This window comes from Achromobacter sp. NCFB-sbj8-Ac1-l, assembly GCF_052695805.1.
Genome location: NZ_CP199812.1, coordinates 4,868,893 through 4,881,498, shown reverse-complemented (window position 1 = coordinate 4,881,498; position 12,606 = coordinate 4,868,893). Strand labels below are relative to the sequence as shown.

The following is a 12,606-nucleotide window of genomic DNA, read 5'->3' as shown; positions in this document are numbered from 1 at the left end:
ACGCGCAATGAGACAGGCTGAACAGGCGGCCGCGCCGCCGCTGGCGGTTGACGGCTCGCAAGACAGGGCGGGCAAGCCCTGGCTGCGCGGGTGGCTGAAGCTGATGAGCATCGAGATCGGGGTGGTGCCGCTGCCGATTTTCCTGGCGTTGCTGGGCGTGATCGGCATCATGACGCTGAAAGGCAAGGTGCCCTCCGACCTGTCGATGTCGATCGGCGTACTGGCAGTCGGCGGCTTCATCTTCATGGAGCTGGGCAAGCGGGTCCGCCTGATTTCGGTGACGGGTGTGGCGGCGATCATGGCGTTCGTCGTGCCTTCTGCGCTGACATTCCATGGCGTGATTCCGCCGCAAGTGGTGGAGTCGGTGCAGACCTTTACCAAGGTTTCCAATTTCCTGTACCTGTACATCGCCATCATCATTGTCGGCAGCATCATGAGCATGCCGCGCGATGTGCTGGTGGCTGGATTCCTGAAGATCTTCGTACCGCTGGCGGCCGGGTCGGTCGTGGCGGGTGGGGTCGGCACGGCGGTAGGCATGGCGATGGGCTTTGACTGGATACACAGCCTGTTCTTCATCGTCATTCCCATCATGGCGGGGGGATTGGGCGAGGGGGCGATTCCCTTGTCGCTGGGGTATTCGATACTGATGGCGCAGCCGCAGGAAGCGCTGTTCGCCCAGATCATCCCGGTGGTCATGCTGGGCAGTTTTACCGCGGTAATGCTGGCGGGGCTGTTGAATATGCTGGGCAAGCGATATCCGCACCTGACCGGCGAAGGGCAACTGCAGCCCGGGGCGGATCCCATGCAGGCCGCAGCGGACCGCAAGCCGGTGCCGTCGGTGTTCGACCCGATGGCGCTGGGCAGCGGCCTGGTGACGGTGGTGGGCCTGTATCTGCTGGGTACGTTGAGCCAGAAGCTGTTCGATTTCCCGGCCCCCATCGCCATGCTGATCCTGGTGGTGGCAATGAAGCTCCTGCGCATGATTCCTCCGAAGATCGAAAGCGCGGGCAAGGACCTGTATGCCTTTACGTCCAAGGTCGTGACCTATCCCTTGCTGTTCGCCATGGGCGTGGCGTTGACGCCGTGGGACAAATTTGTCAGTGCGTTCAATGTGCCTACGCTGGTGACGGTCTTTGCCACTGTTTTTTCGATGATCGCGACCGGCTTCCTGGTGGCGCGTCGGCTGCGCATGTACTCCATCGATGTCGCCGTGGTGAATGCTTGCCATAGCGGACAGGGCGGTACCGGCGACATCGCCATCCTGACGGCCGCCAACCGGATGTCGCTGATGCCGTTCGCGCAAATCTCCACGCGGATCGGCGGCGCCATTACGGTAACGCTCGCGCTGGTGGCGGTTCGCTATGTCGTGTGACCTGCTGACCGTGCCGCCCGCTGCACCTGATGAAGTGATTGCGCTGCGTCGCGTGCGTGGCTTTCACGTCGGCGGACGGGCGGTGGATCTGCACGGCCTGCCCAGAAAGACGATCGAGACCGTGCCCGGCGAGCCGCCACGCCGGTCGGATCCCAATGGCCGCTATCAGGTCGGCCAGCTGTACGCGCAGCATTTCGAACTGGCCAACGCAACCCGCCAGACGCCCGTGCTGTTCTGGCACGGCGGAGGCATGACGGGGGCGACCTGGGAAGAGACGCCGGACGGCCGGGCGGGCTGGCATGAGTGCTTCATGCGGCGCAGGTTTCACACCTGCGTCACCGACGCGGTGGAGCGCGGCAGGGCTTCCTGGGCGCCGTATCCCGACATTACTCCCGAGGCGCCGGAGCATCGGACGCTGGACCAGGCGTGGTCCATCTTCCGCTTCGGTCCACAGGGCGGGTACCGATCGGCGTTGGCCCATGCCGGGATGCGCTTTCCGATTCATCGCGCGGACCAGTTCGCCAAGCAGTTCGTGGCACGCTGGACCTGCAACACCGAGGCGACGCTGGCGGCCTATGGTGAGCTATTGCAGCATTTCGGGCGTAGCATCGTCGTGGCCCACAGCGAAGGGGCGCGCCACGCGGCGCAACTGGCGGCCCGAATGCCCGCGGCGATCGCCGCCGTGGTCCTGGTGGAACCTGCCGGTGCGCCGGCGTTGGACGCGGCTGCCGCCTGCGCTGCCGCAAGCGTGCCGCACCTGGTCATCTGGGGCGATCATTTTGCCCACAGCGAGTTGTGGCGTCGGTACCGAGCGGGGGCTGATGATTGGCTGGCGCGGATTCGGGCTGCGGGGGGACGTGCGGACGTGTTGGATCTGCCTGCTGCGGGTATCCACGGCAATTCCCATTTGCTCATGATGGACGATAACTCCGCGGACCTCGCGGCCCTGGCGGCCGATTGGGTTCTGGCCCGGGTGCCTCAAGGCTGACGGCAACCGGGGGCCACGTGTCGCCGGGGCGGCCAAGGCCCGGCGCATCATGGCCCAGCACGCAACCCGGTTCTTGGATCTATCGAAAAACGTCGTCGGGGCGCACCATGGAGGCTTCGATATCCCTCCATCAGGACCCATCATGAGCAATCGCATCGACTACGCCCAGGCCTCGCCCGAGGGCTACAAGGCCTACGGCGCCGTCTACACCTATCTGCGCCATTGCGGCCTGCCGGAAGTGCTGGTCAATCTCGTGTATTTGCGGGTGTCGCAGATCAATGGCTGCGCCTATTGCATCGACATGCACTCGCGCGACCTGCTCAAGCAGGACGTGGCCGTGGACAAGCTGGTGCTGGTGCCCGTGTGGCGCGAAGCCGGCGCGGTGTTCAGCGCGCGTGAACAGGCCGCGCTGGCCTGGGCCGAATGCGTGACGCGGGTGGCTGAAACCGGCGTGCCGGACGCCGACTACCAGGCGGCTGCCGCGCAGTTCAATGACAAGGAACTGGCGGACCTCACCTATGCGATCGGCCTGATGAATGCCTTCAATCGGCTGGGCGTGACGTTCCGCAATGTGCCGGCCGCCGCGAAGAAGGCGGCGCAGGCGCAGTAAGGGGCCGGCGGGCTCCGCGGGATCGGGTCCGTGCCCGCCTCAGGGCCAGATCAGCTTCAGCGCGATCGCCAGCATGGCGACGCCGACCAGCGCATCCAATACCCGCCAGGCGGTCTGGCTGGCAAACACGGGCCGCAGCAGTCGGGCGCCGAAGCCCAGCGTGAAGAAGAACAGGAACGACGCCGTCATGGCGCCCAGGGCGAAGGCGGTCTTTTGCCCTTCGTATTGGCTGGAAATCGATCCCAGCAGCACCACGGTGTCCAGATACACGTGCGGGTTCAGCCAGGTGAAGGCCAGGCAGGCGGCGAGCGTGGCGCCCAGCCCGGCGGCTTGCCGCGAGGACGGGGTGAGGCTGCCGTGGTTGCGCAGGGCCGACCGCAGGCTGCGAGCCGCATAGACGAACAGGAACAGCGCGCCGCCGTAGCGCAGCACCGGTTCCAGCCAGGGCAGGGCGTTGGACGCCAGGCCGAAGCCCGCAATGCCCGCCGCGATCAACAGGGCGTCCGAGACCGCGCACACCAGGCAGACGGCAAACACGTGTTCCTGGCGCAGGCCCTGGCGCAGCACGAAGGCGTTCTGTGCGCCGATGGCAAGGATCAGGCTGAGGCTGAGGAGAAAACCGGGCAGGAAAGCGTGAGTCATGTGGCACCTTGAAGCAAGGGCGACAGACTAGCGGTTGTGGCCTGGTTAGAGAATCTAAAGATACTAATCTATCTTTAGTACTGCTGAAGTCGGCGCTGGGCCGCGCAGCCGGGGCGCGGGCGCGGTCAGCCGAGCTAGTGGCGCGCGGCGGTGGGGCCGGGTTGCAACTTGTCGAGCTGGGCCTGCAGCGAATCCAGCAGCAATTGCAACTGCTCGGACGTCATGGCATAGACGCGGCCACGGGCGCTGCCCTCGGCGGCCGAAGGCGTCGGGGCGGGCAGAAAATCCAGCCGCAAGAGCAGGGAGTCGTGTTCCACGAGAGGCAGCATGGCCCAACCGGTTACAGGCGACACGGCCTCGCCTGGCTTGAAATCTCTGTCATGCACCTTGCACCACCTTGCGTATGCCTCCGGCAACGGGCCGGACACGGGAATTCTATTCGTTCAGCTAAACGTCAGCAAGCGAGGGGCGGCACGAGGTGCAGATGCAAAAAGGGCGCCGAGATCGGCGCCCTGGCGGGGGATGCGCAAGCAGGCGCGTACGCTAGCCTGCTTTCTGGTCCGCGGCGAGCAACAGGCTGTACAGCTTGTCCTTGAGCAGCAGTTTCTCTTTTTTGAGCACTTCGACGGCGCCATCGGACGCCGGGATAATGCCGGCCTCCATGTTCTTGATTTCCTGGTCCAGGTCATTGTGCCGCTGGAACAGGGCCGAGAAGTGGCCGTTTTCGGCTTTCAGTTGGGTAATCAGTTGGCGGTACTCAGGAAACATGGCGGCCTCGTGCTGTGATCCGGTTGAAAAACGACTGCGCTGCGGCCGGCAGGCCGGCCCGCAATGAACGGTCGATTCCATGACATCGCACCGGCCAGTCAAAGTCAACCGACCTTCCTTCGCCATCGGGGCCACTATTTGGGGGGATTTGACGCAACACAAGGATTGGCGCGGTTTTGGGACGAATAGGGATGGTCTTATCCACTCACGTTTAATTACATGCTCTGCGAGGGCGGGGGGGATACACTCGCTTCCCCGTGGTCTGCCATAAGAGTGCAATGAATCAGCGCGCGCCCCTTCACCGTCAGGTTGTGAATTTGTTCAAGCAGGACGGTCGCATCCACCCGGGTACCGGCATGATCACCGGCGTGATTGCGCTGTTCCTGGCGATCCTGTCCGTGCTGGGCGTGCTGGCGTTTCACTTTCCGGCGTATCTGACAACACCCGAGCTGCGCAGCTTCTATACGGTCGAAGCGATGCGCGCGCTGTTGTTCGGCGCCTTGCTGGTGTCGGGCACGATTGCGTTGACGAATATTGTCTTCGGCCGCCAGCGCTGGCTCAATATCGCTGCATTCGTCCTGGTGTGCGGCGCAGTGGCGGCCGGCGGCAGCCAGGTCGTGGTGACCAGTACCAATACCGGCCACACCCCCTACCTCGGGCTGGACTGGTTCATCCTGGACCTGCTGGCGTCCAGCACCGTGTTCATCATCTTCGAGAAGCTGTTTCCGCTGTACCCCGGCCAACCGGTGTTCCGCGGTGAATGGCAAGTGGACATGAAGCATTTCCTGTTCAACCACCTCTCGGTGGGGGCGGTGCTGCTGTGCATCAACTTCTTCGTGCACAGGCTGTTCTCGTGGGCGGCGTATGAACCGCTGCAGCAGGCCATCCAGTCGTTGCCCTACCTGGCCGAGTTGTTCCTGGCCGTGCTGGTGGCCGATCTGGTGCAGTACGCCGCGCATCGGGCGTATCACGAGGTACCGTTCCTGTGGCGCATCCATGCGGTGCACCACAGCACCCGCACGCTGGACTGGCTGGCCGGCTCACGCTTGCACATCGTCGAGCTGCTGATCACGCGTGTGGCGGTGCTGGGCGTCCTGTTCGCGCTGGGGTTTTCCAAGCCGGTGCTGGACGCCTACATCATCATCGTCGGGTTCCAGGCGGTGCTGATTCACTCCAACGTCAAGCTGCCCTGGGGCTGGCTGCGCTACGTGATCGTGACTCCGGATTTCCATCATTGGCACCATTCGTCCGACACGGAAGCCATCGACAAGAACTACGCGGCCCATCTGTCGTTCATCGATTACCTGTTCGGCACCGCCGTGCGCGGCGCCGGCAACCGTCTGCCGCAGAACTACGGCATCCTGGACAACGACATGCCCGGCACATTCCTGGCGCAGCAGGCCTACCCATTCCGCAAGAAGTAGGCCGATCGACTCGGCTCGCCGAGCGCCGCCTCACTGGGGGCGCATGGATCGGCCGCGTGGATACTGGAAATTTCCAGGGTTCAGAAAAACCGCAGCTCGCGCAGCGCGTTATATAGCTCTGAATCGTTTCTGGCGCCGATTTTCCGCATCGCGGATACCTTGTGCGCGCTGGCGGTCTTGACGGTGCGGTTGATCTTGACCGCCACCTCGGTCATGGACATGCCCGCCGCGAACAGGCGCAGTACTTCCAGTTCCTTGTCGCTCAACGCGGTACCGCGGACCGTATGCCAGCTTTCATTCAGCAGGGTCAATATGGTGGGAGACTGGTAGGCCAGGCCACCGTCGACCCGCTCCAGCGCAATGGCAATATGGGTCAGCGGGTCGCGCTTGCTGACCACCGCCGCCACACCGTTTTCGATAATGACGCGAATAATGGCCGCGTTGTCCTGCATGGTGAAGACGACGATCTTCATGTGGGGATACTGCCGCTGGATCCATTTCACGAGGGTAAGGCCGTCCGCCGCATCTTCCCGAGGCAGCGAGTAATCGGCGATCAAGACATCGGCGGCATGGCGGGCCAGCAGGTCACGCAGCCCGATGATGGTGGATGCGCAGCCGACCAGCTGAACAGCGGGCAGGTCGCCCAGGATTTGTCCAAGTGCGGTAAGAACCAAGGGGTGGTCGTCAATGGCGATGACTCGCATGATGTCTATGCTCCTGATGGTTGGGACAAGGGAGGGCACGCGGTGGCGCGCTGCGTGTGCGGTCGAATGCGCGAGGCAATGGCAGGAAGCGGAGCGCGGGCAGGCCGCACGGGTGAGGCAGGATCGGCCAGGCGCATGGGGCCGCAGAGGAACGGATGCCAGGCATGGACCGACCGCAGCAGGACGCAAAGCGGAGGCGGCAGCGCAGCCCTTGGGGAAGAAGGAATGCGGGTCCCCGGGCCAACTGCGGGCAACGCATCGCGGGGCGATCCGATCGATCGCCGTGTGGCTAGGTAGCGCGAACCGGGCTCGGATGAGGGCGCGTCTGCTCGCGCGATTTTCTGATCGTCAATCTGGCTTGAAATGCACCAGAAATACGCTTGCGATTTCCGGTGGTGCAACCTTATGTGGCAGTAGAAATATCGGCCGCTTGCAGCATCAAGGCAAAGGGCAGTGGATTTTTAAAATAAATGAATTCTTGCGCATGCCGAGCGGTTTGGCGCGTGTGGAAGATTCTAATTTTCTAATATCCAGGCGCTGCGTCGATCGCCGCGCCGCGCGATCCTGTCACTGTCCGGGGAATATCCAATACTCGGAATCGACCGCCCCGGCATTATGGTTTGGCCTGTCATATCGTCTTGCCACAGAGGCAGGGGCCACGGCGCAAAAGGCATTTTGGCGAGCCTTGCGTTCGCCGATCGTCAACCGTTGTCCGCCTTCAGGCGCAGTGCGGTTGACGAGGCATATGTCGTGCCGCCGATAAAATGATGCGGGGCGGGGAACCGGTCGAAGTTGCGGCCGGCATTTTCCAGAAAAATGCCACGCGCTCGACGCTACATTACTTTGACGGCCCGGCCGATGAATTGAATCGGACCGGTCGGCTTGCCGATGGGCGAGCCGGTGGCCGGTTCCAGCGTCAATTCGAACAACTGGTTGGGTTCCAGCGGGGGCAGTTTGTCCAGCGGAATACGCACCGGTTCGCCCGGTTTGACCAGGCCCAGCGACACCGGACCGGCCCAGCCGTCGGCCTTGGTCCAGAATTCCAGCGCGCGATCGGCCGGCACCTGCATGGCCGCGATCGGCACCAGTTGCACCTCGCGCTCGCCCGCCTGCGCCTGCACCACCCAGCCCGGCGTCTGCGACTGAGGGGCGACCAGCACCACCATGTATTGCATCGGGCCGGGCGTTTGCGCGGGCCGTAGCGCCAACGTGCCGGCCAGGACCAGGGCGGCGGCCAGGCCGCTGGCGGCGACCCCGCGCCAGAAGAACAGGCTGTCCCACCACCCCGGGCGCGACGATGCGCCGGCCCGGGCGGCGGCTGACTGGCCGTTCAGTGTCTTCTCGATACGCGGCCACAGGCCGGGCGACGGCTCGACCGGCGCGGCCAGGTTGGCCAGCGGCAGCAGGCGCGCTTCCCAGCGGTCGACGGCGGCACGCAGCGCGGCATCGTGCGGCAGGCGGGCATCGACGTCGCGACGGCGCGCGCCGGACAGGGTGCCCAGCACGTACTCGCCGGCCAGTTCGTCCAGGCCTTCGGGGGGTTCAGGCAGGGCGCTCATGCCAGGCATTCCTTCAGCGCTTTCAGGCTGCGCTTGATCCAGGCTTTGACGGTGCCCAGCGGGGCGCCCAGGCGTTGCGCGATTTCACCGTGCGACAGGCCTTCGACGTAGGCATGCAGCACGCAGTTGCGGCGCACGGGTTCCAGTTGTTCCAGGCAGGGGCCGATGCGGCCGGCGCTGTCGCGCCAGTCGAAGGCTTCACGCGTGTCGTGCCAGGCCTCGATCGCATCGCGGGCGTCCAGCGCGGCGGCGGTGTCGTCGTCGACGGCGGTCTCGTGGCGGCCGTCACGCACGGCGTTCAGCGCCAGGTTGCGGGCAATGCTGTAGATCCAGCCGCGGGCCGAGCCGCGCGCGCTGTCGAAGCTGCCCGCACGGTTCCAGATATTGACGAAGGCGTCGTGCACGATGTCTTCGGCCCGGGCGCGGTCGCGCAGGATGCGCTGGGCCACACCCAGCAGCCGTGGGCCTTCTTGGCGGTACAGGGCTTCCAGCGCCGAGCGACGCCCCGCGGCGCACTGGTCAAGGGCCGCTTCGTAATCGAAATCCGGAACAGGTCGGTTCGGCATGCGCGCGGGGGCAGGGGCGGTGGGCGGGGACCCGGGCAAGGCCCGGGCGGCGGCGGATGCAGGCATGTTACCGGACTCCCGCCGCCGTGGCCCGTGTCGTTGCACGTCGCCGTTGCACGTCGCGTCAGTTCGCTTTCCAGAAGATGTAGTCGGCCTGGTACGAGACCTGGCTGCGCTGGCCGGCCGTGGTGCAGGGCGTTTGCGGGGCGACGCCGCCCTTGAGCGCGGTGCGCTGGATGTAGGCGACGCCATTGAGCGCGCCGGCGCCCATGGCGGGATTGGCCTTGACCAATTGGTACGGCAGGTTGCCGGCGCCGGCGGGCGCCACGGCGACCTGGGTACCGGTCAGCTTGGAGCCGTCGGCGGCCTCCCAGGTGGCGGGCGGGCCGTAGTAGGTGCCGACCTGTTTGCCCTGGCGATCCTTCAGCACGGCTTTCGGGCCGGCGAAGACCCATTCCAGCTGGTCCTTGGCGTCTGCCTTGGCGCGGCATTCATAGGTGATTTCGCCCGCGCCGACGGTTTCCCAGGCGACCTTGTGGCCGGCGGGGACCTGGACGGGTGCGGGCAGGGCGTCCTGCGAATACGCCATGGCCGGGGCGGCGGGCATCAGGCCGCAGGCGGCCAGCAGGGCGGCGGCCAGCAGGCCGGCGGCGGGGGTGGGGCGAGTGGTCATGAGCGGTCTCCTGGGGATGTCCCTGGCGGATACGGCGGGCAGGATGCGCGCCGTTGCAGGTACTACCCGCCGGAGCCGCATTTGGATGCAGGCCAATTGGAATTATTTTTTCGGCCAGCGGGCGTCTCCGAAGGAACCTCCTGTTTGCCGGAGAATCAGGCAGCCGCCAGCGCCTCGTCCTTCCAACGCTGCTTGTCGCGCAAGGGCGGGGTGCCGAACAGGCGGCTGTATTCGCGACTGAACTGCGACGAGCTTTCGTAGCCCACGGCGTGCGCGGCCAGGGCAACGCCGGCGTCGTCGGTCAGCATGAGGCGGCGCGCCTCTTGCAGCCGCAGGTGCTTCTGGTATTGCAGCGGGCTCATGGCGGTGGCCTGCTTGAAATGGTGGTGCAGCGAGGACACGCTCATGTGGACGTCGCGGGCGATTTCCTCGACCCGCAAGGGCTGGGCATAGTTGTCGCGCAGGATGCGAATGGCCTTGGCCACGCGGTTCAATTGGCTGTCCTGCATCACGCTCTGGCGCAGCACCACGCCCTGGCCGTTCATCAGCAGGCGGTACAGCAGTTCGCGCTTGACCATCGGCGCCAGGATCGGGATGTCGCGCGGCGTGTCCAACAGGCGCAGCAGTCGCAGCACCACGTCCAGCAACGTGCCACCCAGCGGATTGACGCACAGCGCGCGGGACGCCTCGGCCGGCACCAGCGGCGGCAGGTTTTCGTCGCTGATCAGCTCGGAAATCTCTTCCGGGTTCAGATCCAGGCGCAGTCCCAGGTAGGGCAGGGTCGGACTGGCCACCGATACCTTGGCCACCACGGGCAGGTCGACCGACGAAATCAAGTAGTGGAAGGGGTCGTACTCGTAGGTTTCGTCACCGATCCACAGGCGCTTGGATCCTTGCGCAATGACCGCCAGCGCGGCTTTCTGCAGGCCGGGCTTGGCGCCGGTGGGCTGCGAGATACGGTGCAGGTAGAGGCCTTCGATGGGGGTATCGAGCGATCCCTCCATGGTGCCGGTCATGCGTTCCAGCAGGCCCAGCAGTTCGCGCCGGGCGGGCTCGAAGGCGGCATCCAGGAGGTCGGCAGAGTCGGGAATGGGCAGGTCGGAAGTAGGAGGCATGGGGGCTCCGGGTGGGCGGCCTCGCGCACGCGCGTGCTGCGTGGCCGCCAGAGGATCAGGCGGTATTGAGTGTAGACCCGGGCTGGGCCTCATGGTGCACCCGGATGCGCGGCGCGGAGAATCAGGCAAAGAATGCGGAGGATCGGGCGGATGCCCGGCGTGCGGGTCGAGGGCCAGAGAATCAGGCAAAAAAAGGGCAGGATCGAGCATCCATCCGAAGGGCCCGGCGACGCATACTGTTTCCACCCCGGCCACGCGCCTGCTGCCTTCCCATCCCGGGATTGGAGACGCGCCGCGCCCACGAAGGAGTGCAATGATGCGGTACAAGAAATTCGGCAGCACCGGCCTGTTCGTCTCGGAACTTTGCCTGGGCACCATGACCTTCGGCGGCGAAGGCGAATTGTGGAGCAAGATCGGCGACCTGCAGCAGGAAGACGCCAACCGCCTGGTGGGGCGCGCACTGGAAGCGGGCGTCAACTTCATCGACACGGCGGATGTCTATTCCGAGGGCCGCTCTGAAATCATCACCGGCCAGGCGCTGCGCGACCTGAAGGTGGCGCGCGACGAGGTGGTCATCGCCACCAAGGTGTTCGGCCAGACGGGCGCCGGCGTCAATGCCCGTGGCAATTCGCGCTTTCACATCATGGACAGCGTCAAGAAAAGCCTGTCGCGGCTGCAACTGGATCATATCGACCTGTACCAGATCCACGGCTTCGACCCGGCCACGCCGGTCGAGGAAACCGTGCGGGCGCTGGACAACCTGGTGCAGCACGGCCACGTGCGCTACGTGGGGGTGTCCAACTGGGCGGCCTGGCAGATCATGAAGGCCCTGGGCATTGCCGAGCGCCTGGGCCTGGCGCGCTTCGAATCGCTGCAGGCGTACTACACCATCGCAGGCCGCGACCTGGAACGCGAGATCGTGCCGCTGCTGCAGAGCGAAGGCGTGGGCCTGATGGTCTGGAGCCCCCTGGCGGGCGGCCTGCTCAGCGGCAAGTACCGCCGCGACGGCCAGGCCGAGGCCGGCAGCCGCCGCGCCCAGTTCGACTTCCCGCCGGTTGACCGCGATCGTGCCTTCGACAGCATCGACGTCTTGCGCCAGGTGGCGGATGCGCGCGGCGTGTCGGTGGCGCAGGTGGCATTGGCCTGGCTGCTGCACCAGCGTTCGGTGACCAGCGTCATCATCGGCGCCAAGCGGGTCGATCAGCTGGACGACAACTTGGCGGCCACCGCCATCAAGCTGACGCCGGACGAGCTGGACCAGTTGGACAAGGTCAGCGCGTTGCCGCCGGAATACCCGGGCTGGATGCACGTGCGCCAGGGCGAATTCCGCCGCCGGCAACTGGCCGAGTCGGACGCGGGCTGACCCGCCAGCCCGATGGGAAAGCGCGGCGGCTGACACCGCCGCCGCTTGGGAAGGCAGCTGTAGAATCCTGGGGATCGGAGGCGGTCGCTGGCGTTGACCGCCCACTCATTGTCCAGGGAGCTTTTTCTATGAAGCGCTATGCGCGTGCCGCCGGTTTCGCGGCGGTCATGGCGGTTGCCGTGCAGGGGGGCGCCAGGGCGGCGTCCACCCCGAGCTTTGATTGCGCCCGCGCCACAAGCAGCGCTGAAAAGGCGATCTGCGCCGATGCCAGGCTTGGGGCATTGGACGTCAGTATTGCCAACCAATTTGGCAAGGCGCGCAAGGCCTTTGACGCCGAAACGGCCCGGGCCCTGTCGTCCGAGCAGCGGCAGTTCGTCCGTTTACGCGATGAGTCCTACGAACACCCGACAGATAGCGCGACGGGCGCCGAGGAAATCGCCGAGCGCTTGCGGGATCGCGAAGCATTCCTGACGGCGCTTGAACTGGCGCCACGCAAGGGTTTCGAAGGAAATTGGGGCAACTTCAGCGGCGAGCTCAAAGTGACTCGGCTTGCCGATGGCCGTCTGGCTGCCAAGGTTTCCGCAGCGGCGCCTTACAACGCCAGCTGGGTTTGCGAAGCCTCGGGGGTGGGCGCACTGAGCGGCGATACGCTGGTGCTCCAGGAGCAGGACGGCGACGGGTGGACGCTGGTGTTGCGCCGCGTGGGCTCGGGCCTGGGGCTCGAAGAAGTGCCGCCTCCCGGTGACAAGAGCGAAGCCAGTTCGCCCAGTTGCGGCTTCAATGGGTCGTTGGCCGGTATCTACTTCCCGTTGCGCTGAGGCG

At 65.4% G+C, this 12,606-nt stretch carries 14 protein-coding genes; 6 read left to right on the top strand and 8 right to left on the bottom strand.

The window, feature by feature from the left end; genetic code table 11:
• The first annotated feature begins 7 nt into the window (after positions 1-7).
• The 3 genes from ACUDP5_RS22375 to ACUDP5_RS22365 all read left to right on the top strand — a co-directional run bounded on the left by ACUDP5_RS22375 (position 8) and on the right by ACUDP5_RS22365 (position 2,970).
• Positions 8-1,372 (top strand): 2-hydroxycarboxylate transporter family protein, encoded by a 1,365-nt coding sequence (locus ACUDP5_RS22375; RefSeq protein ID WP_445657229.1) that lies wholly within the window; start codon positions 8-10, stop codon positions 1,370-1,372.
• Positions 1,362-2,360 (top strand): esterase, encoded by a 999-nt coding sequence (locus ACUDP5_RS22370; RefSeq protein ID WP_263911549.1) that lies wholly within the window; start codon positions 1,362-1,364, stop codon positions 2,358-2,360. Before ACUDP5_RS22375 ends, ACUDP5_RS22370 begins: the two co-directional genes overlap by 11 nt.
• A 142-nt stretch (positions 2,361-2,502) precedes the next feature.
• On the top strand, positions 2,503-2,970 hold the full coding sequence (locus ACUDP5_RS22365; protein ID WP_263911551.1) for a carboxymuconolactone decarboxylase family protein: 468 nt from the start codon (positions 2,503-2,505) through the stop codon (positions 2,968-2,970).
• Between the two features lie 39 nt (positions 2,971-3,009).
• Here the strand turns inward: ACUDP5_RS22365 and ACUDP5_RS22360 are convergent, their stop codons facing one another.
• The 3 genes from ACUDP5_RS22360 to ACUDP5_RS22350 all read right to left on the bottom strand — a co-directional run bounded on the left by ACUDP5_RS22360 (position 3,010) and on the right by ACUDP5_RS22350 (position 4,380).
• Positions 3,010-3,612, bottom strand: coding sequence for a LysE/ArgO family amino acid transporter (locus ACUDP5_RS22360; protein WP_263911552.1), 603 nt, complete (start codon positions 3,610-3,612; stop codon positions 3,010-3,012).
• A 134-nt stretch (positions 3,613-3,746) separates the two neighbouring features.
• Entirely contained in the window at positions 3,747-3,965 is a 219-nt protein-coding gene (locus ACUDP5_RS22355; protein WP_445657228.1) for a hypothetical protein, read from the bottom strand.
• A 190-nt stretch (positions 3,966-4,155) separates the two neighbouring features.
• Complete coding sequence (locus ACUDP5_RS22350) at positions 4,156-4,380, bottom strand: YdcH family protein (protein WP_263911614.1); 225 nt, start codon at positions 4,378-4,380, stop codon at positions 4,156-4,158.
• 278 nt (positions 4,381-4,658) lie between these two features.
• On the opposite strand from ACUDP5_RS22350, the gene ACUDP5_RS22345 reads away from it, so the two are divergent.
• Positions 4,659-5,804, top strand: coding sequence for a sterol desaturase family protein (locus ACUDP5_RS22345; protein WP_263911555.1), 1,146 nt, complete (start codon positions 4,659-4,661; stop codon positions 5,802-5,804).
• An 80-nt stretch (positions 5,805-5,884) separates the two neighbouring features.
• On the opposite strand, the gene ACUDP5_RS22340 is transcribed toward ACUDP5_RS22345, so the two are convergent.
• The 5 genes from ACUDP5_RS22340 to ACUDP5_RS22320 all read right to left on the bottom strand — a co-directional run bounded on the left by ACUDP5_RS22340 (position 5,885) and on the right by ACUDP5_RS22320 (position 10,421).
• A complete protein-coding gene (locus tag ACUDP5_RS22340; protein WP_263911557.1) occupies positions 5,885-6,508 on the bottom strand; it encodes a response regulator in 624 nt (207 codons plus the stop codon).
• 833 nt (positions 6,509-7,341) lie between these two features.
• Positions 7,342-8,067 carry an anti-sigma factor gene (locus ACUDP5_RS22335; RefSeq protein WP_445657227.1) on the bottom strand — a complete coding sequence of 242 codons (726 nt, stop codon included), beginning with the start codon at positions 8,065-8,067 and terminating at the stop codon, positions 7,342-7,344.
• A complete protein-coding gene (locus ACUDP5_RS22330) occupies positions 8,064-8,633 on the bottom strand; it encodes a sigma-70 family RNA polymerase sigma factor (RefSeq protein ID WP_445659204.1) in 570 nt (189 codons plus the stop codon). The genes ACUDP5_RS22335 and ACUDP5_RS22330 overlap by 4 nt, the downstream gene beginning before the upstream one ends.
• A gap of 124 nt (positions 8,634-8,757) precedes the next feature.
• Complete coding sequence (locus ACUDP5_RS22325; RefSeq protein WP_445657226.1) at positions 8,758-9,306, bottom strand: DUF3455 domain-containing protein; 549 nt, start codon at positions 9,304-9,306, stop codon at positions 8,758-8,760.
• A 155-nt stretch (positions 9,307-9,461) separates the two neighbouring features.
• The gene (locus ACUDP5_RS22320) at positions 9,462-10,421 is read right to left on the bottom strand and encodes an AraC family transcriptional regulator (RefSeq protein WP_263911561.1); all 960 of its coding nucleotides are present in this window, start codon (positions 10,419-10,421) and stop codon (positions 9,462-9,464) included.
• A 316-nt stretch (positions 10,422-10,737) separates the two neighbouring features.
• On the opposite strand from ACUDP5_RS22320, the gene ACUDP5_RS22315 reads away from it, so the two are divergent.
• Complete coding sequence (locus tag ACUDP5_RS22315) at positions 10,738-11,784, top strand: aldo/keto reductase (protein WP_445657225.1); 1,047 nt, start codon at positions 10,738-10,740, stop codon at positions 11,782-11,784.
• A gap of 128 nt (positions 11,785-11,912) precedes the next feature.
• Positions 11,913-12,602 (top strand): lysozyme inhibitor LprI family protein, encoded by a 690-nt coding sequence (locus ACUDP5_RS22310; RefSeq protein WP_445657224.1) that lies wholly within the window; start codon positions 11,913-11,915, stop codon positions 12,600-12,602.
• Positions 12,603-12,606 lie beyond the last annotated feature (4 nt).

Bases quoted from the DNA above. Each gene is read 5' to 3' on its own strand.
- ACUDP5_RS22310 (WP_445657224.1), top strand. From the start codon at position 11,913: ATGAAGCGCTATGCGCGTGCCGCCGGTTTCGCGGCGGTCATGGCGGTT.
- ACUDP5_RS22325 (WP_445657226.1), bottom strand. From the start codon at position 9,306: ATGACCACTCGCCCCACCCCCGCCGCCGGCCTGCTGGCCGCCGCCCTG.
- ACUDP5_RS22350 (WP_263911614.1), bottom strand. From the start codon at position 4,380: ATGTTTCCTGAGTACCGCCAACTGATTACCCAACTGAAAGCCGAAAAC.
- ACUDP5_RS22315 (WP_445657225.1), top strand. From the start codon at position 10,738: ATGCGGTACAAGAAATTCGGCAGCACCGGCCTGTTCGTCTCGGAACTT.
- ACUDP5_RS22345 (WP_263911555.1), top strand. From the start codon at position 4,659: ATGAATCAGCGCGCGCCCCTTCACCGTCAGGTTGTGAATTTGTTCAAG.
- ACUDP5_RS22335 (WP_445657227.1), bottom strand. From the start codon at position 8,067: ATGAGCGCCCTGCCTGAACCCCCCGAAGGCCTGGACGAACTGGCCGGC.
- ACUDP5_RS22360 (WP_263911552.1), bottom strand. From the start codon at position 3,612: ATGACTCACGCTTTCCTGCCCGGTTTTCTCCTCAGCCTCAGCCTGATC.
- ACUDP5_RS22370 (WP_263911549.1), top strand. From the start codon at position 1,362: ATGTCGTGTGACCTGCTGACCGTGCCGCCCGCTGCACCTGATGAAGTG.
- ACUDP5_RS22340 (WP_263911557.1), bottom strand. From the start codon at position 6,508: ATGCGAGTCATCGCCATTGACGACCACCCCTTGGTTCTTACCGCACTT.
- ACUDP5_RS22375 (WP_445657229.1), top strand. From the start codon at position 8: ATGAGACAGGCTGAACAGGCGGCCGCGCCGCCGCTGGCGGTTGACGGC.
- ACUDP5_RS22365 (WP_263911551.1), top strand. From the start codon at position 2,503: ATGAGCAATCGCATCGACTACGCCCAGGCCTCGCCCGAGGGCTACAAG.
- ACUDP5_RS22320 (WP_263911561.1), bottom strand. From the start codon at position 10,421: ATGCCTCCTACTTCCGACCTGCCCATTCCCGACTCTGCCGACCTCCTG.
- ACUDP5_RS22330 (WP_445659204.1), bottom strand. From the start codon at position 8,633: ATGCCGAACCGACCTGTTCCGGATTTCGATTACGAAGCGGCCCTTGAC.